Origin of the sequence: Pseudomonas sp. UBA1879, assembly GCF_002338065.1 — a bacterium.
Taxonomy (GTDB): domain Bacteria; phylum Pseudomonadota; class Gammaproteobacteria; order Pseudomonadales; family Pseudomonadaceae; genus Aquipseudomonas.
Map to the genome: position 1 here is coordinate 33,488 of NZ_DDHJ01000010.1, position 22,438 is coordinate 55,925.

The following is a 22,438-nucleotide window of genomic DNA, read 5'->3' on the forward strand; positions in this document are numbered from 1 at the left end:
TTTAGCAGGACAGCCCCCAATCTGCTTGCCGCCTGTGAGTCTTTCCCGTGAATTCAGCGCCTCTTGTCAGCATCGTCATTCCCGCCTATCACTCACGATTCTTTCAGCGAGCGCTGCACGGTGCGCTGACCCAACGCTACGCCCACGTGGAAGTGATCGTCTGCGACGATTCCCGTGGCGACGAGATCCGCGAGATTTTCGATACCCTGACCCAAGACTCGAGCGTGCCAGCGCGTTATGTCCGGAACCCGCAGCGACTGGGTTTCATCGGCAACCTGCACGCGTGCCTTGCCGAAGCCCGGGGTGAATACATCAAGTTTCTCTGCGACGACGACCAGTTGTTCCCGCCAGCGGTGGGGATGCAGGTCGAACAGTTCGTCAAACACAGCGATGTGAGCCTTGTTCTGTCTCAGCGTCTGTTCTGGGACGCCGACGACGTTCAGTTGCCCACGCGTCTGGAGAACTCGCCGCTGTCGCCGACCAGCGCAATGTTCAAGGGCGAAGACCTGCTGAACATCGTCGAAATCTACCCGTTGAATTTTCTGGGTGGCCTGAGCAGCGCGCTGTTCCGCCGTGACGATGTGCTGAATTATTTGCCGGGCCTGACCCAATCGGGCCAGAGTTTCGCTGGCCTGCTCGACCTGGCGCTGTATGTCTGCATGATGCACAGCGGCAACGTGGCGGTGCTGAATAACGTGCTTGGCATCGAACGTCTGCATGCCGATCGCCTCAGCCGTCAGCAGGCCATGCAGTCTTCGGTCGAGACCGAGCAGGGATGGCTGATCGAGATGATCAAGGCGCGCACCGGCGAGCCGTATCTGGGCAAAGGCTGGGTGCGCTATCAGCCGTTCACTGAGGACATGGGCGCCGAGCGCGACTGGCAGGAGCTGGCGCTGTCGCGTTCGCTGGGCACTCAGCAGACCACTCAGGACTGGCGCGTTGGCACCAGCAGCGAGAGTTTCGCCGAGCTGTACGAACAGTGGCTGGCCTGTCGCACGCTGCGTGACGTGCAGCGCCAACAGCTGCCCAACATCCTGATGCGCTGGCCTTCGCGGCCGAAGATCGTGCCGGTGATCGTCGACCGCTTCGGCAGCCGTGCGAGTCTGGACGTGACGCTGGAGAGCCTGGACGAGCAGCTTTACGCACCCGAGCTGACGCTGGTGCTGTCCAGCGAGTGCCAGAGCGCGGCGCTGGACGGGCGCATCTTCACGCTGCCCTTGCAGGACGATGCCTGGACCCAGATCAACGGCCTGTTGCCCCAGCTGGACGGCGCGCAGTGGATCTACCTGTTGCAGGCGGGCGACCGGCTGGTCAAGCCTGCGTTGCTGATGTTGGCCGAACGCATCGCACTGAACGAGCAGTTGCGCTGCCTCTACAGCGACGAAGGCGCATTGGTCGACGGCGAGTCGGCAGAGCCGGTGTTCAAGCCTGATTTCAACCTCGACCTGCTGCGCAGCTACCCCTACGTGGGCCGATGCCTGGCCTTTCAGCGTGAGGCGATGCTGGCGCACGGCGCAATGGACGCCCGCTATGGTGAATTGGCGCCCCATGACCTGCTCTGGCGTCTGTTTGAAGAGCGCGGGGCGGGGGCCATCGGTCATCTCAGCGAAATGACCGTGGAGTGCCGATTCCCGTTGGCCAAATGGCTGGCGTTGCCCGAGGTGCTGGAATACAACCTGGCGGTCGTCCAGGCCCATCTTCAGCGCAGCGGGATCGCCAGCGACATCGAGCGGGATGACACCCTGCCGCTGCTCAATCGCATTCGCTACCGGCATGACACCCAGCCGTTGGTGTCGATCATGATCGTCATCAAGGACCAACTCGCGCCGTTGCAGCGTTGTGTGGAAAGCGTGTTGAACAATACCGCTTACGGGCGCTACGAGTTGCTGATCATCGACAACGGCAGCGAGCAGTCGAGCACACGGCAATGGCTGGCGGAGATGGGGCAACTCGACCCGACGCGGCTGCGCGTGCTGTCCTTTCAAGGCGATGCCGATCATGCCGCGTTGTACAACGCGGCTGCGGCCGACGCGCGGGGCGATTACCTGCTGTTGTTCAGCCCGTATTCGGTGGTCACCCATGGCAACTGGCTTGACGAAATGCTCGATCAGGCGCGACGGCCGGAAGTCGGGGTGGTAGGACCGAAGCTGTTCGGTCCGGACGGCAGGGTCGTTCACGCCGGGATGATTCTCGGCCTGCACGGTCCTGCGGGGTTACCGTTTGGCGGTGAAACCCTGCAGGCGGGCGGGTACATGCATCGTCTGCAAGTGGTCCACGACCTGAGTGCGGTCGGCGTCGACTGCTTCATGGTGCGCCGTTCGTTGTTCGAGCGCCTTGACGGGCTGGACGATGCGCAGTTCGGATGCAGCCTGAGCCCGGTGGATTTTTGCCTGCGGGTGCGTGAGTCCGGCCATCTCGTGGTGTGGACGCCACAGGCGTTGGTGGCTCAGGGCGCGCGGCCTGCCGTGACGGCTGACGCCGACCGCGTTAAACGCCAGGAGGACGAGAACCAGCGTTTCTACTTGCGCTGGCTGCCGTGGGTCGCGCGGGACCCTGCGTACAACCCGAACCTCTCGCTGAAGAGTCTGGGCGCGGCCAGCTTTGGTCTGGAGCCGGGGCTCAAAAGCGGCTGGACGCCCTTCGCCGGCGCGCATTTGCCGAAAGTCCTGGCCCTGCCGATCAACGCTTCGGCCATCGGGCACTACCGCGTCACCGAACCGATGATCGCGCTGGAGTCCGCAGGCCGGGCCGCCGGAATCATCAGCTACGCCCATCCGGATTTGATCGAGGTCGAGCGTCATTCCCCTGACATCATGGTCCTGCAAGGCCGTTACAGTCAGTTGCGGGTCGATGAAATCGTCGACCTGAAAACCTATTCCAACGCACGGCGCATCTACGAACTGGATGATTATGTGATCCACGTGCCGAAGAAAAACGAACACGTTCGCGGCATGCCGGACAGCCAGGAGATGGAGCGGCTGGTGCGCCGTGGCATTTCGTTGTGTGACCGGGTGGTGGTGTCCACGCAGCCACTGGCTGACGCGTTGTCCTCGATGCATCACGACATCCGCGTGGTGCCGAACATGCTGACACCGGCCCTGTGGCAAGACCTGCGCAGCGTACGCCGTGCCGGTCGCAAACCCCGGGTGGGCTGGGGTGGCGGCACGAGTCACACCGGCGATCTGGAGATCATCGCCGAGGTTGTGCGCCTGCTCGCCGACGAGGTCGACTGGGTGTTCTTCGGCATGTGCCCGCCGGCCTTGCGGCCCTATGTGCACGAGTTTTACCCGGTCATCCCGCTGGACATGTACCCGGCGAAACTGGCCAGCCTGAACCTGGACCTGGCATTGGCGCCGTTGGAAAAACACATCTTCAACGACTGCAAGAGCAACCTGCGCCTGCTGGAATACGGCGCCTGCGGCTACCCGGTCATCTGCACGGAAACGGCGGCGTATCAAGGCTACCTGCCACGCACCCGCATCCTGACCAACAGCACCGAAGAATGGCTCGACGCGATCCGCAGCCACCTCGCCGACCCGGACGCCAGCTACCGCCAGGGCGACGCACTGCGCGATGTCGTCAGACGCGACTTCATGCTCCGCGAAGACAATCTGCAGCATTGGGTGAATGGCTGGCTGGCGGACTGACTGCGAACCGTCGATCCCATATGCACACACCGGTGGTGCGTCTGACACACCGCCTCGCGGCCGTCGTGCCTCCGGCTGCTCCTACAGCGTCCGCGGTGTGCTGGGATTTTGCGAACGACTCACACTCCGCGAGAGTCGGCGTGCTGGGGACTCACACACTATGCACACGCCGCAGTCCGTAGGAGCCGCCGGAGGGACGACGGCCGCGAAGCGGTATCACGGACGCTGGTGGTGCGCCTGACACACCGCCTCGCGGCCGTCGTGCCTCCGGCTGCTCCTACAGCGTCCGCGGTGTGCTGGGATTTTGCGAACGACTCACACTCCGCGAGAGTCGGCGTGCTGGGGACTCACACACCATGCACACGCCGCAGTCCGTAGGAGCCGCCGGAGGGACGACGGCCGCGAAGCGCTATCACGGACGCCGGTGTTGCGCCTGACACACCGCCTCGCGGCCGTCGTGCCTCCGGCTGCTCCTACAGCGTCCGCGGTGTGCTGGGATTTTGCGAACGACTCACACTCCGCGAGAGTCGGCGTGCTGGGGACCCACAAACCATGCACACGCCGCAGTCCGTAGGAGCCGCCGGAGGGACGACGGCCGCGAAGCGGTATCACGGACGCTGGAGGTGCGTCTGACACACCGCCTCGCGGCCGTCGTGCCTCCGGCTGCTCCTACAGCGTCCGCGGTGTGCTGGGATTTTGCGAACGACTCACACTCCGCGAGAGTCGGCGTGCTGGGGACTCACACACTATGTACACGCCGCAGTCCGTAGGAGCCGCCGGAGGCACGACGGCCGCGAAGCGGTATACGGACGCTGGTGGTGCGCCTGACACACCGCCTCGCGGCCGTCGTCCGCCGGCATCTCCTACAAGGTCGTGCATAGGTCTTCAATTCTGCGATCGATGTCGTAGCCGTGGGAGCCGGCTTGCTGGCGAATGCGGTTGCTCGGCTTTACATCCTCAGGTCTGGCACACCCAGATCGCCACCCCCCTGCGCCTGTCATCAACCCCGATGAATTCCCCTCCAAAAAACTGGCGCGGTTCGTGCAAGTCCTCCTGATATCGCCATAAATCGTGCGTTGCGTGTGCCGTTCATGCGGATTCGAACAACGGACGATTCGGTCGTTTGACGTTCGGGCACACCTTTCGCGCAAGCGCGGCGGCGCGCTGTCGGGACAGGAGGAGTAGGCAGGTGAAGGCAATTATTCTGGCGGGTGGGTTGGGGACTCGGATCAGTGAGGAATCCCATCTCAAGCCCAAACCCATGATCGAGATCGGCGGAAAGCCAATTCTCTGGCACATCATGAAGCAGTACTCCGCCCACGGCATTCACGACTTCGTGATCTGCCTCGGCTACAAGGGCTACGCGATCAAGGACTTCTTCGCCAACTACTTCCTGCACACCTCTGACGTGACGTTCGACATGCGCAACAACCGCATGGACGTCCACGAAAACTACAGCGAGCCCTGGCGCGTGACGCTGGTCGACACCGGCGAAGACACCCTCACCGGCGGCCGTCTCAAGCGCGTGCGCAAGTACGTGGAAGACGACGAAGCGTTCTGCTTCACCTACGGCGACGGCGTCTCTGACCTGAACATCGGCGCGTTGGTGGATTTCCATTTGCAGCACGGCAAGCTGGCCACGGTCACCGCCGTTCAGCCCCCTGGCCGTTACGGCGCGCTCAATTGCCTGGGCGACAGCGTGACCGGCTTCACCGAAAAACCGCCAGGCGACGGTGGCTGGATCAATGGCGGCTTCTTCGTGCTGTCGCCGAAAGTCATTCCCTACATCGAGCACGACCAGACGCCATGGGAGTCCGAGCCGTTGGCGCGCCTCGCCACGGAAGGCGAACTCAAGGCGTTCGAACACGCGGGTTTCTGGCACCCGATGGACACCTTGCGTGACAAGAATCACCTCGAAGACCTGTGGCAGCGCGGGGAGGCCCCTTGGAAAAGCTGGGCGTGAACCCCGACTTCTGGCGCGGCAAGCGGGTCTTGCTCACCGGCCATACCGGTTTCAAAGGCAGCTGGCTGTCGCTGTGGCTGGCCCGCATGGGCGCGCAGGTCACCGGTTTCGCGCTGGACCCTGGTACCGAACCGAGCCTGTTTGAACTGGCCTGTGTCAGTGAAGGACTGGACGACCAGCGCGGTGACTTGCGCGACCTCGGCACCTTGCTCGAGCTGATCGCCCGCGCTCAGCCGGAAATCGTTCTGCACCTGGCCGCGCAGCCGTTGGTGCGCGAGGGCTATCGTGATCCGCTCGGCACCTATTCCACCAACGTCATGGGCACGCTGAACCTGCTGGACGCGATTCGTCAGGTGGGCGGCGTGCGCGCCTGTGTATTGGTCACCACTGACAAGGTCTACGCGAATCAGGAATGGCTGTGGCCCTATCGGGAAAACGAACCCTTGGGCGGCCACGACCCGTACAGCAGCAGCAAAGCCTGTTGCGAACTGCTGGCGCAATCCTACGCCGCGTCGTTTTTTCCTGCCGACGGTTACGCCGAGCACGGACTGGCGCTGGCCACGGCACGGGCGGGCAATGTACTGGGCGGCGGTGATTTCGCCCCCGAGCGTCTGATTCCCGACGTGCTCAAAGCCTGGTCGGCCGACGAACCGGTGACCCTGCGCTATCCGCAGGCCGTGCGCCCGTGGCAACACGCGCTGGAGCCGCTGGCGGGGTATTTGCTGTTGGCGGAACGGCTCTACGAACACGGGCCGGACTACGCGGGCGCCTGGAATTTCGGGCCGAGCGACGACGACATGTGCTCGGTCGGCGATGTCGTGGCGACCCTCGCCAGACACTGGCCCCAAGCGCCGGGTTTGCGCGTCGAGCCCAGCGACATGCATGAGGCCGGTTTGCTGCGACTGGACAGCGCCCGGGCCCGGCAGCGCCTGCAATGGAAACCCCGCTGGTCCCTGGAACAGTGCCTGCAGCACACCGTGGATTGGCACCTGGCCTGGCAACGGGGTGAGGACATGCACGATTTCACTCAGCGCCAGTTGGCGTTGTACACGGAGGCCGCGTGAGCGACATGCAGCTGGTCGCATTGCCGCTGGCCGGCCTGTTCAGCCTGGAGCATCGGCGTCATGCCGACGCCCGCGGACACTTCAGCCGCCTGTTTTGCGAAGGCAGCCTGAGCGCATTGGGTCGTCCGTTCCACATTCGCCAGATCAATCATTCGTGCACGGCGCAACGGGGCAGTGTGCGCGGGCTTCACTACCAGACCGCCGCACAGCCGGAAGCCAAATTGATCACCTGCCTGCGCGGTGAAGTGTGGGACGTGGCCGTGGATCTGAACCCGGAATCGGCGACCTTTCTCCACTGGCACGCCGAGCACCTGGTGGCCGGTGACGGGCGCAGTCTGTTGATTCCGGAAGGGTTCGCCCACGGCTTTCAAGCGCTCAGCGATGACGCGCAATTGCTGTACCTGCACAGCGCCGACTACGCCCCCGAGCATGAAGCCGGGTTGTCGGTGCACGACCCTCGGCTGGCCATCCAATGGCCGTTGCCTGTCAAGAATCTGTCGGCCCGCGACGCGTCCCATCCGTTGCTGACCCCATCCTACGCCGGAGTGCGTCTATGAACTGCCGTGGCTGCGGCGCTCGTCTGAGCCTGCCCCTGATCGACCTCGGGACGTCGCCCCCGTCCAATGCGTACCTGCGTGCCGAGCAACTGACACAGGCCGAGCAGTGGGTGCCGCTGAAGGTTGACGTCTGCGAGGCCTGCTGGCTGGTGCAGACCAACGATTACACCAGCGCCCACAGCCTGTTCGACGCCGAGTACGCCTACTTCAGTTCCTATTCCAGTTCGTGGCTGAACCATGCGCAGCAGTACGTCGCGCAGATGGTCGAGCGCTTCGGCCTGAACGCCGACAGCCGCGTGGTGGAAATCGCCGCCAACGACGGTTACCTGCTGCAATACGTCAAGGCGCGGGGCATCCCTTGCCTGGGCGTCGAGCCCACCCGCAGCACCGCCGACGCCGCCCGTGCGAAAGGGCTGGAGATTCGCGAGGTGTTTTTCGGCAAGGAGAGCGCCGCTGCTTTGTGCGACGAAGGCTGGGCGGCCGACCTGATGGCCGCCAACAACGTGCTGGCCCATGTGCCGGACATCAATGATTTCCTGTCGGGTTTCGCGACGCTGCTCAAGCCGTCGGGCGTCGCCACGTTCGAATTCCCGCAACTGCTGACGCTGATGGCGGGCGGTCAATTCGACACCCTGTACCACGAACACTATTCATACCTGTCGCTGACCTCCGTCGAAACGCTGTGCGCGCGCAACGGCTTGCAGGTGTTCGACGTTGCCGACCTGCCGACCCACGGCGGTTCGCTGCGGGTGTTCGTGCAGCGTATCGACGGCGCGCAACCCCGTTCGCCTGCGGTCGCGCAACAGCTGGAAAAAGAGCTGAACGCCGGGATCAGGACCCGTGCGTATTACGCCACGTTGGCGCCGGCGGCCGAACGCATCAAATTTCAACTGCTCGACTTCCTGCTCAAAGCGAAAGCCGAGGGCAAGCGCGTCGTCGGTTACGGCGCGGCGGCCAAAGGCAACACCTTGCTCAACTACGCCGGGGTCAAGGCTGACCTGCTGCCGTGGGTCGCCGACGCCAACCCGCACAAGCAAGGCAAATTTCTGCCGGGCAGCCGCATTCCGGTGGTCGCGCCGGAACGCCTGATCGAAGAACAGCCCGATTACGTGCTGGTGCTGCCGTGGAACCTGATCAATGAGGTCAGCGAACAGCTCGCGGTCGTGAAGGGCTGGGGTGGTCGTTTTGTCATCGCCGTGCCTGAGCTGAGCGTGTTGTGAACGGCGCCAAAGTACTCCTGACCGGCGCGACGGGATTCGTCGGACGCCATCTGGCCAGTGCGTTGCTCGAACGCGGGTTTCAGGTGCGCGCCGTCGCCCGCAACGTCGACGTCGCTCGACGCATGCCGTGGTTCGCTGACGTCGATTGGGTCGCCGCCGACCTTCACGATCCCGGCCTGGATGTCGCGGCGCTTACCGAGGGCATCAGTGCCCTGGCGCACCTGGCTTGGCCTGGCCTGCCGAATTACGGCGGGCTGTTCCACTTCGAACGCAATTTGCCGGCGGACTACGCCTTCATTCGCCAAGTGGTGGCAGCGGGTGTCAAACACGTGCTGGTCACCGGCACCTGTTTCGAATACGGCTTGCAAAGCGGCTCGCTTGACGAAGCGTGCATGGCGCAACCGGCCAACCCCTATGGCCTGGCGAAAAATACCTTGAGGCTGTTTCTCGAATCTCTGGCCCGTCAGCAGCCGTTCACCCTGCAATGGGCGCGACTGTTTTACCTCCATGGCGAAGGGCAGAATCCCAACAGCCTGCTGGCCAGCCTGGAGCGCGCCATCGATGAAAAGGCCGCGTCGTTCGACATGTCCGCAGGCGAGCAGCTGCGCGATTACCTGCCTATCGCGACGGCAGCCGGCCACTTGGCGGCCCTGCTGCTGCACCCCGAGTTCAGCGGCGTGGTCAACGTCAGCAGCGGTCAGCCGGTGTCGGTGCGACGGCTGGTGGAACAACGCCTCGCCGCCCGTGGCTCATCCCTGTCCCTGAACCTGGGGGCATTCGGCTATTCGCCTCACGAGCCGATGGCGTTCTGGGGAAACTGCGAACGTTTGCAACAGATACTGGGAGCCCACTATGTGGCATGAGTTATACCGCGCGACCGATCTGCCGGTGCTGCAGAACCGCACGTTTGCCGATGCCGAAAGCGCGAAGCAGTCGGCCAGCGCCGACGTGGTGCTGGTGCAGGACCGCCGTACCGGGCTCATCTACAACCAGGCGTTCGACCCGGACAAGCTGGTCTACGACAGCAACTACCAGAACGAGCAAGCCCATTCGGGCCTGTTCAAGCAGCATCTCGACGATGTTGAGGGCGTCATCGGCCAGCATTTCAGCGGGTTGAGCCTGATCGAAGTCGGCTGCGGCAAGGGCTATTTTCTCGAGCTGTTGCGCGAGCGCGGCTACCCCGTCATCGGCATCGATCCTGCCTACGAAGGCAGCAACCCGGACGTGGTCAAGCAACCCTTCACCGCTGAGCTCGGGCTGAGGGCAGATGCCGTGGTGCTGCGCCACGTCCTCGAACACATTCCGGACCCGTTGGCGTTCCTGCGGGAAATCGCCAAGGCCAATCAGGGCGGCCAGATCTACATCGAAGTGCCGTGTTTCGACTGGATTCTCGAACACCGCGCCTGGTTCGACCTGTTCTACGAACACGTGAACTACTTCCGCCTCGATGATGTGCGCGGCCTGTTCGGCACCGTTCACGAAGCGGGGCACCTGTTCGGCGGGCAATACCTGTACGTGGTGGCGGACCTCGCGACCTTGCGCGAGCCGGTCGCCGATTCAGTGCCCGGTTCGATCCTCGAGCGCCTGCCCGAAGGCTTCACTGCCAGCATCGACCGCGCGATGCAGATCCTGCGCACGACGCCGCAGCGGGGTGCCGCGATCTGGGGCGCATCCTCCAAAGGCGTGATCTATTCGCTGTTTCTGCAGCGCGCCGGGGTGGCTGTCGATCATGTCGTCGACATCAATCCGGGCAAGCAGGGCCGCTACCTGCCACTGAGCGGTTTGCGCGTGTCGTCGCCGCAAGAGGCGCTGGACAGCCTGCCCGAAGGGGCGAACCTGTTCGTGATGAACTCCAATTACCTGACAGAAATTCAACGGATGACCTCCGGCCGCTACGTCTACCACGCCGTGGACAGCGCGCAATTCCAACTTTGAACGAGGCACTACCCATGGCAAAGACTCCCGCGCAAATTTTCCAAGAAGAAGGCCAGGCCGAGATCGCGGCACAAGGCAAGGATCCAGAGCTGGCGCGCCTGTCTCGTGATTTCTTCGACGTTTCCGCCCGCCACCGCTACAGCTATCACTTCTCGTGGATGGGCCGTCCGGTCATTCAATACCCGCAAGACATGATGGCGATGCAGGAAATCATCTGGGACGTGCGCCCCGACGTGATTGTCGAGACCGGCATCGCCCACGGCGGCTCGATTCTGTTCTACGCCTCGATGCTGCAATTGATCGGTCACGGCGAAGTGATCGGCATCGACATCGACATCCGTGCCCACAACCGTGAAGCCATCGAAGCCCATCCGATGAGCCACCGCGTCAGCCTGATTCAAGGGTCGAGCATCGACACGGCCATCGTCGATCAGGTCCGTGAGCGCGTGGCGGGCAAGAAAGTGCTGGTGGTGCTGGACTCCAACCACACCCATCAACACGTCCTCGAAGAGCTTCGCCTGTATGCGCCGATGGTGGCGGTGGGCAGCTATTGCGTGGTGATGGACACCGTCGTCGAAGACATGCCGGAAGACGCGTTCCCGGACCGTCCATGGGGCAAGGGCGACAACCCGAAAACCGCCGTGTGGGCCTACTTGAAAGAGAACGACGATTTCCAGATCGACTCCGCCGTCGATCACAAGCTGTTGATCACCGTGGCACCTGACGGCTACTTGCGTCGCGTACGCTGAACCGCACCCGATCCATTACGCCATCTGAGCCGTCGGCAGTAGGAAAGAGACATGAAAGGCGATAAACATTTCGAAGCAGCAGCCCCCCTCGGCGCCTTGTTGACCATGGTCCTGATGACCCACGAGCGCCCGGCGTTCCTGCGCCGTGCCTTGCAGTATTACGGCACCTTGCCGTGCAAGATTCTGGTCCTGGATTCCTCGGCGCAGGCGCTGGAGGCCGAGTACGTCGACTTCCCGCACGTCGACTACCGGCACTTGCCCGAGTACAGCTATTGGGGCGTGCAGGCCAAGCTCGACTTTGGCGTGAGGCAGGTCACGACGCCGTACATGGTGTTCGCCGCGGACGATGATTTCGTCGTGCACGACGCGCTATCCGAGAGTGTGAATTTCCTCGAAGCCCACCCCGACTACGGCATGTGCCACGGCTACTGCTTGATGTATGCGTCCCACGGCAACCGGGTCAGCTATTTGCGCCGGGACAAAAAGGTCTGTGAGGACTACGACAGCGAGCAAGGGCAGGCGCGTATCCACGAGTACTTCAGTCAGTACCTGCCGCCGTTCTACGCGGTGACCCGTACGCCACTGATTCGCGACTGGTACGACACCATGCCCGCCGGGACGGCGTTCGAATGGCAGGAAGTCGGGCACGTTTATTACCTGCTGGCCCGGGGGAAGGCGCGGGTACTGCCGATCCCTTACGTCGTGCGTGAAATCAACATCGGCCGCTCCGAGCACAACACCGAGATTTACACCCAGTTGGCCGGGGTCGAGGCCGAAACGGTCGCCGGTCGTGAGGCCTTCGCAGGCTTTTTGGGGGAGATCGCGGCGCCGTTGTTCGGCGTGACAGCCCAAGCGGCGAAAGCCCTCACGCTGGACAGTTTCCGGACCCTGGCGGAAAGCCTGCGCAGCCGGAACTCACTGACCGCCGAGCCTATCTTCGTCTCTACCTGGACCGACTTCAAAGGCCAGCCGAGCCGCCAGTTCGGCCCGTTGCAATACGTGGAAATGCCGTTCTACAACCAGACCTTCTTCGATCAGCTGACCGCCCAGGAATTTCTGCTGCACGCCATGCCGGCGGGGTATGCGCAGCTGGATGAACTGGAAGGCATTTGGGTGCGCCAGGAGGCCTTGCTCGCCACCCACGCCAACGATGTGCCGGAAACGGTCACCAACCGCCTTTGGGCGGCGATGGACCTCAACCCGTTCAACCGGCGGGTGGTCAAGCGCCTGGCGCAACTGCTGACTGAACAGGATGCCGAGGAAGCACCCGAGATGAATGCCTGGGCCAAGCGACTCGCGGCGGAACCTGAGTACGACAGCCGCCGCCGACTCGACGCGATGCCGTCAGGCCAGTTGCTCAACTGGCTGCCCGCTCGCAACCCGGACGCGAAAGAGGCGGCAGCGATTGGCGAGTACCTGGCCGGCAAAGACGGCGGGCCGGTGTTCGGCCTGCTGCTGCTGGACCTCGACGGCGACATGGACAAGCTGCAAGTGACCCTCGACAGCCTGGTCGAAGGGCACAGCAAGGCCTTCCGCGTGGTGGTGTTCACCACGGCCGAGCCAGCGACCTCTACGACCTTCAGCAACACGCTGCACTTCGTCAAAGTCAGCGCCAGCAACTACGTCGACAAGCTCAATCAAGCCGTGCGCCAGATGAACAGCGACTGGCTGATGCTGGCTGAGGTCGGTGATCAATTCACCCCGTCGGGCCTGCTGCGGGCCGGCCTTGAATTGCTGGGCGCCGACGGCATTCGCGCGGTCTGCGCCGATGAAATCCTGCGCCAGCCCAACGGCGCGTTGACCCACCTGTTCCGCCCGGGCGTCAACCTGGACCTGCTGCAAAGCGCGCCAACGCAAATGGCCCGTCATTGGCTGATCCGACGCAGTGTGTTCGTCGAAGCGGGCGGCTATTGCGCTGACTTCAAGCACGCGCTGGAATTCGACCTGCTGCTCAAAGTCATCGAACAGGGCGGCCTTGGCGGTCTGGCGCATCTGGACGAACCGCTGCTCATCAGCAATGCGCCGGAGCTGGCGGAAAACGTCCACGAACGCATGGCACTGGTTCGTCACCTCGGCGCGCGGGGCTACAAGGCGCTGGTGACCTTCGGCCAGGCCGGCACCCTGCAGATCGATTACCAGCACAGCGCCCGACCGCAGGTCTCGATCATCCTGCACGGCGCTGATGACGTGGACGCCTTGCAGCGCTCCGTGACCAGCATCCTCCAGCGCACGCGCCACAGTGCCTATGAAGTGCTGGTGCCGGTGCATCAGGGCACCAGCGCTCAGGTACTGGAGTGGCTCGCCACCCGCGAAAAAGCCTCGAACCGCTTGCGCGTCATGCGTGACGACAGCGACCGCAAAGGGGCGGCGCAACTCAACGCTGCGGCGCGTCAGGCCCAGGGCGAATACCTGGTGCTGCTGGCGGCCAATGCCGAGATCGTCAACCCCAACTGGCTGGGCACATTGCTCAATAGCGGCCTGCGTCCGGAAGTCGGCGTTGTCGGCGCTAAGTCGATCGACACCTTCGGCACGCTCACCCAGGCGGGGCTGATTCTGGGAATGAACGGCGGCGTGGGTTCACCCTTCGTCGGCGAGAAAAAAGACGCCTACGGCTACATGCAGCGCTTGCTGGTGGAACAGAACTACAGCGCGGTTTCAGCCACGTGCCTGATGGTGCGCAAAGAACTGTTCGATGCCGTCGGTGGTCTGGATGAAGAGCAGTTCGCCGAAGGTTTTGCCGATGTCGACCTGTGCCTGAAGCTGGGGCAGGCCGGTTACCTGACCGTGTGGACGCCGCACGTGCAAATCGTTCATCCGGGCGCCTTGCCTGATGCGCCGGGCGCGTTGGCGGCGCTCAAGGACAAATGGGCCGCTTCGTTCGCCCATGACCTGGCGTACAACCGTAACCTGTCGCTGACCGGCAAAGGGTTTACCCTGGCCGAGCCCGGCCCGATGAATTGGACGCAGTTGCTCGCCTAGGGCATCACGCAAAGGACGTCGTCATGTTTAATGGCAAATCAGTGTTCATCTCAGGCGCGACCGGTTCGTTCGGTCGCATGTTCATCCGCACGCTGCTGGAGCACTACCAGCCTCGGCGCGTGGTGGTGTTCTCCCGCGATGAGCTCAAGCAGTACGAAATGCAGCAGGAATTCAACGCGCCGTGCATGCGCTACTTCCTCGGCGATGTACGCGATGCCGAGCGCTTGCAACAAGGCATGCGTGGCATCGACTACGTGGTGCACGCGGCAGCGCTCAAGCACGTGCCAGCGGCGGAATACAACCCCACCGAGTTCATCCGCACCAATGTCAACGGCGCGGAAAACATCATCTCGGCGGCCATCGCCAACGGCGTGCAGAAAGTCATCGCGCTGTCCACCGATAAGGCCGCGAGCCCGATCAACCTGTACGGCGCGACCAAGTTGCTGTCGGACAAACTGTTTGTCGCCGCCAACAACATCGGCGGCGAAGAGCAGACCCGCTTCGCTGTCGTGCGGTACGGCAACGTTGCCGGTTCCCGGGGTTCGATCGTGCCGTTCTTCAACAAGCTGATCGCGGGCGGGGCTCAAGAATTGCCGATCACCGATCCGCGCATGACCCGTTTCTGGATCACACTCGACCACGGCGTGAAATTCGTCATGCAGAGCTTTGAGCGCATGCATGGCGGCGAAGTGTTCGTGCCGAAGATTCCGTCGGTGCGCATTGTCGATCTGGCGACTGCCATGGCCGCTGACCTGCCACACAAGCTGGTGGGGATTCGTCCAGGGGAAAAACTGCATGAATTGATGGTGCCTCAGGACGACGCGCGCATGACGCTGGAGTTCAAGGACCACTACACCATCGTGCCGTCGATCCGTTTCAATAACGTCGAAACCGATTTCACCACCGACGCCACGGGTGAAAAAGGCCAGCCCGTGGCCGATGATTTCGAGTACCGCTCCGATACCAATCCGGATTTCATGTCGGTGTCTGAAATCGGCCAACTTCACGCTGAAATCCGGCCATGATCCCCTACGGCCGACAGAGCCTCGATCAGGCGGATATCGACGCGGTGGTCGAGGTGCTCACGTCCGACTGGCTGACCCAGGGCCCGACCATCGAGCGCTTCGAAGCGGCGATGGCGGAGCGCTGCGAAGCCGGTTTTGGCGTGGCCGTGTGCAATGCCACGGCAGCTCTGCACATCGCCTGCCTGGCGGCCGGGTTGGGGGAGGGCGACCGGCTTTGGACCAGCCCCAACACCTTTCTGGCGTCGGCCAATTGCGGGCGCTATTGCGGCGCTGCGGTGGATTTCGTCGACATCGACCCGCAAACCTGGAATCTCGATGCCGTCGCGCTGGCTGACAAACTCGACGCCGCCGAGCGCGCCGGCACGCTGCCGAAGGTGCTGGTGGCCGTGGCGTTTTCGGGTCAGAGCGCTGACATGCGGGCGATTCGTGACTTGTCGCGCCGCTACGGGTTCGTGGTCATCGAAGACGCGTCCCACGCCGTCGGCGCCCGTTACGCCGGTCGTCCCGTGGGCTGTGGCGAATTCGCCGACATGACCGTGTTCAGTTTCCATCCGGTGAAGATCATCACCACCGGCGAGGGCGGGATGGTGCTGACCAACCGTCCCGAGCTGGCCGAACGCTTGCGGCGTCTGCGCAGCCACGGCATGACCCGCGACCCGGCGCAAATGGACGAACCGCCTCACGGCCCCTGGTATTACCAACAGGTCGAACTGGGCTTCAATTACCGCATCACCGACATGCAGGCGGCGCTGGGGCTGTCGCAACTGGGCAAGCTCGATGGCTTTCTGGCGCGACGTCGTGCGTTGGTGACCCGTTATCAAGCCTTGCTTGCCGAGCTGCCCCTGACCCTTCCGGCCCTGCAGCCCGAGGCGGAATCCGCCTGGCATCTGTACGTGGTGCGGGTGCAGACCGAGCGTCTGAGCATCAGCCATCGCGAGGTATTCGATGGCCTGCGGGCGGCAGGCATCGGGGTCAACGTGCATTACATCCCGGTTCACCTGCAGCCCTATTACCGCGACCTCGGGTTCAAGCCCGGCGACTTCCCTGAAGCCGAGGCTTATTACGCCCAGGCCATCAGCCTGCCGATGTACCCGGCGATGACCGATGAGCAGCAGGACTTCGTGGTCGATCAACTTCGGCGTCTGCTGTCGAGTGGTCAGGGTCTGCGTTCATGACGGCACTTGCGGTCATTCCGGCGCGGGGCGGCAGCCAGCGTATCCCGCGCAAGAACCTGAAGCGGTTCAACGGCGAGCCGATGATCGTCGGCTCGATTCGCACGGCATTGAACAGCGGCCTGTTCGACCGCGTCATTGTCAGTACCGACGACGAAGAGATTGCCGAGGTGGCGCGTCGGCATGGCGCTGACGTGCCCTTCATGCGTCCTTCGGAACTGGCCGATGCCTTCACCGGCACCGGGCCGGTGGTGCAACACGCGATTCGTTCACTGGACGCACACTACGATTTCACCTGCTGCATTTACGCCACTGCGCCGCTGTTGCAGCCCCGATTTCTGCGTCAGGGGTTCGAGGCTTTGCAGGCTGCGCCGGACAAGGCGTTCGCGTTCTCCGTGTGCAGCTTCGGTTTCCCCATCCAGCGCGCATTGAAGATCAACGACGACGGCAGCCTGGACGCCATGCACCCCGAGTTTCGCCATGTGCGCTCGCAGGATTTGCCGCCGGCGTATCAGGATGCCGGGCAGTTCTACTGGGGGCGCAGCGCGGCGTGGCTGCGGGGCGACGTGATCTTTTCGCCCCTCAGCCTGCCGGTGATTCTGCCCCGGCATCTGGTGCAGGACATCGACGACGAGGAAGACTGGCGTCGCGCCGAGTACCTGTACGCCGCGCTCAAGGCGGGCGGAGAAATCGAACCGTGAGGGTGCTGATTCGCGCCGATGCGTCTATCGCCATCGGCAGCGGCCACATTGCCCGCTGCTTGACGCTGGCCAATGTGCTGCGCAATGGCGGTGCTGAAGTGACCTTCGCCTGTCGGCAACTGCCGGGGCATCTGCTGCAACGTTTGCGCGATCAAGGTTACGTTGCCCATGGTTTGCCGGAACGTTACCCGCAGGAGCGGAACGACGCTGACATCGAGGCAGGCTTGCCCTGGGAGGCCGACATTGCGGCCTTGACCGGCGTCGTCGCCGATACCCCGCGTTTCGACTGGCTGATCGTCGACCACTACGGGCTGGATGCGCAGTGGGAGAGGGCGGCGCGTCGGTTCACTCATCGGCTGATGGCCCTCGATGACTTGGCCAATCGGCCCCACGCGGTGGACCTGTTGCTCGATCAGAACGTCTCCGCTCAAGCACTGCCCGCAGCCTACGCGCAGTGGCTGGACAGCCACTGCCAGACCTTGTTCGGCCCCCGATTCGCCCTGCTGCGCGATGAGTTTCAGTGCCAGCCCATCGTGATCAAACCGAAAGTGAAGCGGGTGCTGGTCAACTTCGGTGGCTTCGATGCGGCGTGTCAGGTACAGGCCACGCTGCGGGTGCTGGAACGCTTCGACGACTTGCAGGTGGACGCCGTCGCCGGGATGCATAACCCGCAATGGGCGGCAATGACGGCGATGGCGAAGGCGCACCCGAACTGGCGTCTGCACACGCTGGTGGACGATTTTTTCGGGCTGATGCAACAGGCGGACCTGTTCATCGGCGCCGGCGGTGGCACGACCTGGGAGCGCGCCGCGCTGGGGTTGCCGACGATTTGCATCTCGGTGGCACACAACCAGCAGCTCAATGCGCGGTTGCTGGCCGAAGCAGGCGTGCACCGCTATCTTGGCGCCCATGAACGGTTGGCCCCGGCGCAGTTGACCGCTGCGATTGCCGGGCTGATCGACGATGCGCCGCAACGTCAAGCGTTCGCTGAACGGTCGCGGGCGCTGGTGGACGGTTTCGGTGCCAGACGGGTGGCGGATGCGCTCAGCGGCCTGCTGTCCGGCGATGACCCTTTTTCAGTGAGTGAATGACCATGAAGGCTTTCAAGATCGGCCCTAGAACCATCGGCCATGAGGCCCCGCCGTTCATCATTGCGGAGATGAGCGGCAACCATAACCAGTCGCTGGAACAGGCCCTGCGCATCGTTGAAGCGGCTGCGGCGGCAGGTGCTCATGCGCTGAAACTGCAGACTTACACCGCCGACACCATGACCCTCGATATCGCCGAGGGCGAATTTTTCATCAAAGACCCCAGCAGCCTGTGGGCCGGCACGTCATTGTACGCGCTGTACGAACAAGCGCACACGCCCTGGGAATGGCACGCGCCGATTTTCGCTCGGGCCAAGGAACTTGGGCTGCTGGCGTTCTCCACGCCCTTCGATGAAACCGCCGTGGATTTCCTCGAAAGTCTCGATGTGCCGGCCTACAAGATCGCCAGCTTCGAAAACACCGACATTCCGCTCATTCGCAAAGTAGCGGCCACGGGCAAGCCGATGATCATTTCCACCGGCATGGCCAGCATTGCCGAGCTCGACGAAACCGTGCGCGCCGCCCGTGGGGCAGGCTGCGAGGACCTGGTGCTGCTCAAATGCACCAGCACCTACCCGGCATCCCCCGAGAACAGCCACGTTCGAACCATTCCCCATTTGGCGGGGCTGTTCGGCTGTCAGGTCGGGTTGTCCGACCACACCATGGGCGTCGGTGTGTCGGTGGCGGCGGTGGCGATGGGTGCCACCGTGATCGAAAAACACTTCACCCTGGACCGGGCGGCGGGCGGGGTGGACGCGAGTTTCTCGCTGGAACCTGCGGAAATGGCCAGTCTGGTCACCGAAACCGAACGCGCCTGGCAAGGGCTCGGCCACGTGCAATACGGCGCGACCCAGGCCGAGCAACCCTCGCTGCTCTACCGCCGGTCGCTGTACGTGGTGAAGGACATGGCCGCAGGCGAGGTTTTCAGCACAGATAACGTCCGCGCCATTCGTCCCGGCCTTGGCCTGGCACCCAAACACATCGACCGCCTCCTCGGCCACACCGCCTGCCAACCGCTCAAGCGCGGCACGCCGTTGAGTTGGGAGGTGGTGGGCTGAAAAAACGGGCGGCTGTCGAGGTTGAAGCTTTTGATTCTGCCGAAGGCGTAGGAGCTGGCTTGCCTGCGATCTGCCAGGAACTGGCAGCAAACCCTCAGTGCGCGGAGTGTCAGGTATACCTCATCGGCAGGATTTGCGACTGCTGCGCAGCCGATCGCGAGCAAGCTTGCTCCTACGCCTTCGGCAGAAGCAGTATCGTGACGACCACACAATCTGAGCCCCCTGTAATCCCTGTGGGAGCTTCCGGAGGTTACGACGGTGGCGAACGGGCCCTGGCTGACACGCCGCCGTGACAGCTTCATGTCAATTGCCTGTCTGAACCCTCATCCGCCCTTGCGCAGCACTCATCGGTCAGCTAAAAGCTTGTAAAACTTTTGGTGACCTATGAGTCATAACGGGCATCTTCACTGTATCGTGCTCGCAGAAGACAAAGGCATCAGGCTGATTTCACAGACTTTCTCTGTACGCCCGTGCCAGTCGATCGCCGTTTTTGCGGCTTCGAGCCCAGGATTTCAATGCCCAGCCTTCGGGCGACGGGCGATGTTCAGCAGATTTTGATTGGGAAGCCATGATGATTGGCATTAAAAGCATAGCGAGTTACGTGCCTGCGGTCGGCGTCGACAATTACGCGCAGGGTGCCAAATTCGGAAAGGATGAAGACTTCATTCTCGGCAAGATCGGTTCTGCTTTTCTGCCACGCAAAGACGACGCTCAGGAAACTTCGGACCTGTGCGTCGAAGCGGTCAACCAGTTATTCGCTAACAACCCTGACCTGTCCCGCGACGCCATCGACGCGTTGATCGTCGTCACCCAGAACGGCGATGCCGAAGGCCTGCCTCACACCGCGGCCATCGTTCAGCACAAACTCGGCCTGCCGACCCACGTCGCCGCGTTCGACGTCTCTCTGGGCTGCTCGGGTTATGTCTACGGCATCTACGCCCTCAAAGGCTTCATGGAAGCCGCTGGCCTGAAAAATGGCCTGCTGGTCACTGCCGACCCTTATTCCAAGATTGTCGATCCCGAAGACCGCAACACCACCATGCTCTTCGGTGACGCGGCCACTGCGACCTGGATGGGCGAAGACGCGGCATGGCAGCTCGGCAAGTCGAAATTCGGCACGGACGGCGGCGGCGCCGAATTCCTCAAGACCACCAACGGCGCGTTCTTCATGAATGGCCGCCAGGTGTTCAACTTCGCGCTGATCAAAGTCCCGGCGCACCTGAACGAACTGCTCACCGACTCCGACCTGCAATCATCGGACATCGATGCGTTCTGCATTCACCAGGGCAGTGCGGCCATCGTCGACGCCGTGGCGCGTCGCTTCGAAGAAGGCGCCGCCTCTGACAAGTTCGTCAAGGACATGCTCGAAACCGGCAATACCGTGTCGTCGAGCATTCCGCTGCTGCTCGAAAAACACATGCTCAACGCGACCTGGAAGCGCGTGGCCGTCAGCGGTTTCGGCGTGGGCTTGTCGTGGGGTTCGGCGATCCTTTATCGTTCCTGACCTTGAGTCAGCCAAAACGGCGACGTTGAACTTCACGTCGCCGTTTTGCATTCTGCTCTTCTCGTGCGAAAGGGACGGTTGTCATGAGCGAGACACTTCAGCGCAACCTTGCAGCCATCGAGCGGCGGTGGCCCGACGTCGCCCGGCGTCTGTTGGCTGAAAACACCGAGGCCGTGCCCGCGCAACTGCTTGAAGGCCAGGGTTCGACCCTCAGTGTGAACGGCATTCAGCTCACCAGCCGTCATGACCGCGTCGCCGAAGCGCAGCGGCAGGCCGAGAGCCTGCCCGCCGACAGCCCGCAGCTCTACCTCTACGGTACTGGCCTGGGCGACCTGCAGCGTGTGCTGCTTGCGGCGAATACCTTACGAGCGTTGCACGTCTACATCCTTAACGGCGCACTGTTCGCGCTGGTGCTGCAACTGCTGGAGCAGGACGACTGGCTGACCGACCCGCGGGTTGAGCTGGCCTACGCCGATGCCGCCAGCGAAATCCGTCTGCCGTTCTTCGCCTTGCCCGCCGAACTGGTGCTGGCCGACGACAGCAGCGCCCGGATCCGCGACCGACTGGTGAGCGAAGTGCACGTCGGCTTCACCAATCAGACGTTTTCCCCGGACAGCGCCGAGACCGCCGAGCGACTGGAGCAGGGCAGGGCGCTGCTGCTGAGTGATGCCGACGTTGCCGATCTGTTTGACAGCCAGCGCGGGCGGGACGCGTTCATCATCGCCACCGGCCCCAGCCTGCAACAGCACTTGCCGCGCCTGACCGAAGTCTTTCACGCGGCGCAGCGGCCTGTGTTCATCTGCGTCGACACCGCCTATGTGTCGTTGCGCCAACACGGCATCAAGCCCGATCTGGTGATCAGCATCGATCACCGCATCGCCCCTCGGCACTTGCCGCCCGAAGACACCGATGGCATTGCGCTGGTTTACCTCCCCGGTCAAGACGCCGATGTGCTGAAGGCGTGGCAGGGGCCGCGTTACGGGGGCTATTCCAGCAGCCCGATCTATTCGGTGATGCGTAACGAGATCCCCCGTGGCCACCTGCACATGGGCGGCAGCGTGATTCACCCGGCGGTCGACCTGGCGGTGAAAATGGGTGCGCCGCGCCTCACCCTGTTCGGCGCCGACTTTGCCTTTCCCGGCGGCAAGACCCACACCGGCTGGGGCGATGGGCACTTGGGGCCCAACGTCGACGTCGCCCGCCACTGGGTGCTCGACGGGCGCGGCGACAAGGTCAAGACCCAGCTTAACTTCCGCAGCTACCTGATCGAACTGGAACGCTACATCGCATCGCACCCCGACGTGACCTTCCTCAACACCAGCCGCGACGGCGCATTCATCGCCGGCACCACTTTCGACCCGACCTGGACCCCGGCATGACCGACGTTACCTCGCCCGTGATCGACACCGCCCGCCATTGCGCGCGGCTTTTCCGCCTCGGGCGCGACATCGAAGCGTCGCTGAGCATGGTCGACCTCATCGACACCGCCATGCCGCTCATGACCTCACGCCCGGCCACGGAGCAGGCTGAATGGACGCGGATTCTGAGCGCAATTCTCGGGTGCCAGGAACGGCAGGATTGGTTGGGGGTGGCGGATTGGCTGGAAGTGGAATTGGTTGAGTTGGTTAAGACCACCCATGCGATCTGACTTAATAGTTGGAGAAACTTCCTACAAATTATTAAGAATGTGTGAATTAACCAAGCCCGAAAGGGCTTTTTTTATTCAATTTTTTTTGTCCCAGTATTATGAATAACTTAGCCGCTTTATTATCCGAC

General features: G+C 63.0%; 17 protein-coding genes. All 17 read left to right on the forward strand.

What is annotated here, in order from left to right; all coding sequences use genetic code 11:
• Positions 1-47: 47 nt before the first annotated feature.
• The 17 genes from B3N48_RS09435 to B3N48_RS09515 all read left to right on the forward strand — a co-directional run bounded on the left by B3N48_RS09435 (position 48) and on the right by B3N48_RS09515 (position 22,310).
• Positions 48-3,647, forward strand: coding sequence for a glycosyltransferase (locus B3N48_RS09435; protein ID WP_296182490.1), 3,600 nt, complete (start codon positions 48-50; stop codon positions 3,645-3,647).
• A 1,189-nt stretch (positions 3,648-4,836) separates the two neighbouring features.
• Entirely contained in the window at positions 4,837-5,610 is a 774-nt protein-coding gene (gene rfbF, locus B3N48_RS09440; protein WP_296182493.1) for a glucose-1-phosphate cytidylyltransferase, read from the forward strand.
• Complete coding sequence (gene rfbG / locus B3N48_RS09445; RefSeq protein WP_414704220.1) at positions 5,601-6,674, forward strand: CDP-glucose 4,6-dehydratase; 1,074 nt, start codon at positions 5,601-5,603, stop codon at positions 6,672-6,674. Before rfbF ends, rfbG begins: the two co-directional genes overlap by 10 nt.
• A 5-nt stretch (positions 6,675-6,679) precedes the next feature.
• Positions 6,680-7,231, forward strand: a complete 552-nt coding sequence (locus B3N48_RS09450; RefSeq protein WP_414704221.1) for a dTDP-4-dehydrorhamnose 3,5-epimerase family protein — start codon at positions 6,680-6,682, stop codon at positions 7,229-7,231.
• Entirely contained in the window at positions 7,228-8,451 is a 1,224-nt protein-coding gene (locus B3N48_RS09455) for a class I SAM-dependent methyltransferase (RefSeq protein WP_296182505.1), read from the forward strand. Before B3N48_RS09450 ends, B3N48_RS09455 begins: the two co-directional genes overlap by 4 nt.
• A complete protein-coding gene (locus B3N48_RS09460) occupies positions 8,448-9,314 on the forward strand; it encodes an NAD-dependent epimerase/dehydratase family protein (protein ID WP_296182508.1) in 867 nt (288 codons plus the stop codon). Before B3N48_RS09455 ends, B3N48_RS09460 begins: the two co-directional genes overlap by 4 nt.
• On the forward strand, positions 9,304-10,386 hold the full coding sequence (locus B3N48_RS09465; protein WP_296182511.1) for a class I SAM-dependent methyltransferase: 1,083 nt from the start codon (positions 9,304-9,306) through the stop codon (positions 10,384-10,386). Before B3N48_RS09460 ends, B3N48_RS09465 begins: the two co-directional genes overlap by 11 nt.
• Before the next feature lie 14 nt (positions 10,387-10,400).
• Positions 10,401-11,135, forward strand: coding sequence for a cephalosporin hydroxylase family protein (locus tag B3N48_RS09470; protein WP_296182513.1), 735 nt, complete (start codon positions 10,401-10,403; stop codon positions 11,133-11,135).
• A 51-nt stretch (positions 11,136-11,186) separates the two neighbouring features.
• Entirely contained in the window at positions 11,187-14,114 is a 2,928-nt protein-coding gene (locus tag B3N48_RS09475; RefSeq protein WP_296182517.1) for a TIGR00180 family glycosyltransferase, read from the forward strand.
• A 23-nt stretch (positions 14,115-14,137) separates the two neighbouring features.
• Positions 14,138-15,139, forward strand: a complete 1,002-nt coding sequence (gene pseB, locus B3N48_RS09480; RefSeq protein ID WP_296182519.1) for a UDP-N-acetylglucosamine 4,6-dehydratase (inverting) — start codon at positions 14,138-14,140, stop codon at positions 15,137-15,139.
• Positions 15,136-16,314 (forward strand): UDP-4-amino-4,6-dideoxy-N-acetyl-beta-L-altrosamine transaminase, encoded by a 1,179-nt coding sequence (gene pseC / locus B3N48_RS09485; protein WP_296182522.1) that lies wholly within the window; start codon positions 15,136-15,138, stop codon positions 16,312-16,314. Before pseB ends, pseC begins: the two co-directional genes overlap by 4 nt.
• Entirely contained in the window at positions 16,311-17,012 is a 702-nt protein-coding gene (gene pseF, locus B3N48_RS09490; RefSeq protein WP_296182525.1) for a pseudaminic acid cytidylyltransferase, read from the forward strand. The genes pseC and pseF overlap by 4 nt, the downstream gene beginning before the upstream one ends.
• Complete coding sequence (pseG, locus tag B3N48_RS09495; RefSeq protein ID WP_296182528.1) at positions 17,009-18,103, forward strand: UDP-2,4-diacetamido-2,4,6-trideoxy-beta-L-altropyranose hydrolase; 1,095 nt, start codon at positions 17,009-17,011, stop codon at positions 18,101-18,103. Before pseF ends, pseG begins: the two co-directional genes overlap by 4 nt.
• 2 nt (positions 18,104-18,105) lie before the next feature.
• A complete protein-coding gene (gene pseI, locus B3N48_RS09500) occupies positions 18,106-19,158 on the forward strand; it encodes a pseudaminic acid synthase (protein WP_296182530.1) in 1,053 nt (350 codons plus the stop codon).
• A 571-nt stretch (positions 19,159-19,729) separates the two neighbouring features.
• Positions 19,730-20,662 (forward strand): ketoacyl-ACP synthase III, encoded by a 933-nt coding sequence (locus B3N48_RS09505; RefSeq protein WP_296182533.1) that lies wholly within the window; start codon positions 19,730-19,732, stop codon positions 20,660-20,662.
• A gap of 83 nt (positions 20,663-20,745) precedes the next feature.
• Positions 20,746-22,041 carry a motility associated factor glycosyltransferase family protein gene (locus B3N48_RS09510; protein ID WP_296182536.1) on the forward strand — a complete coding sequence of 432 codons (1,296 nt, stop codon included), beginning with the start codon at positions 20,746-20,748 and terminating at the stop codon, positions 22,039-22,041.
• Positions 22,038-22,310 carry a hypothetical protein gene (locus B3N48_RS09515; RefSeq protein ID WP_296182539.1) on the forward strand — a complete coding sequence of 91 codons (273 nt, stop codon included), beginning with the start codon at positions 22,038-22,040 and terminating at the stop codon, positions 22,308-22,310. The genes B3N48_RS09510 and B3N48_RS09515 overlap by 4 nt, the downstream gene beginning before the upstream one ends.
• Positions 22,311-22,438: the final 128 nt, after the last annotated feature.

Excerpts from the sequence above, each read along its gene's own strand:
- B3N48_RS09515 (WP_296182539.1), top strand. The coding sequence starts at position 22,038 with ATGACCGACGTTACCTCGCCCGTGATCGACACCGCCCGCCATTGCGCG.
- B3N48_RS09475 (WP_296182517.1), top strand. The coding sequence starts at position 11,187 with ATGAAAGGCGATAAACATTTCGAAGCAGCAGCCCCCCTCGGCGCCTTG.
- B3N48_RS09450 (WP_414704221.1), top strand. The coding sequence starts at position 6,680 with ATGCAGCTGGTCGCATTGCCGCTGGCCGGCCTGTTCAGCCTGGAGCAT.
- B3N48_RS09455 (WP_296182505.1), top strand. The coding sequence starts at position 7,228 with ATGAACTGCCGTGGCTGCGGCGCTCGTCTGAGCCTGCCCCTGATCGAC.
- pseF (WP_296182525.1), top strand. The coding sequence starts at position 16,311 with ATGACGGCACTTGCGGTCATTCCGGCGCGGGGCGGCAGCCAGCGTATC.
- pseB (WP_296182519.1), top strand. The coding sequence starts at position 14,138 with ATGTTTAATGGCAAATCAGTGTTCATCTCAGGCGCGACCGGTTCGTTC.
- pseC (WP_296182522.1), top strand. The coding sequence starts at position 15,136 with ATGATCCCCTACGGCCGACAGAGCCTCGATCAGGCGGATATCGACGCG.
- B3N48_RS09465 (WP_296182511.1), top strand. The coding sequence starts at position 9,304 with ATGTGGCATGAGTTATACCGCGCGACCGATCTGCCGGTGCTGCAGAAC.
- B3N48_RS09510 (WP_296182536.1), top strand. The coding sequence starts at position 20,746 with ATGAGCGAGACACTTCAGCGCAACCTTGCAGCCATCGAGCGGCGGTGG.
- pseI (WP_296182530.1), top strand. The coding sequence starts at position 18,106 with ATGAAGGCTTTCAAGATCGGCCCTAGAACCATCGGCCATGAGGCCCCG.
- B3N48_RS09505 (WP_296182533.1), top strand. The coding sequence starts at position 19,730 with ATGATTGGCATTAAAAGCATAGCGAGTTACGTGCCTGCGGTCGGCGTC.
- B3N48_RS09470 (WP_296182513.1), top strand. The coding sequence starts at position 10,401 with ATGGCAAAGACTCCCGCGCAAATTTTCCAAGAAGAAGGCCAGGCCGAG.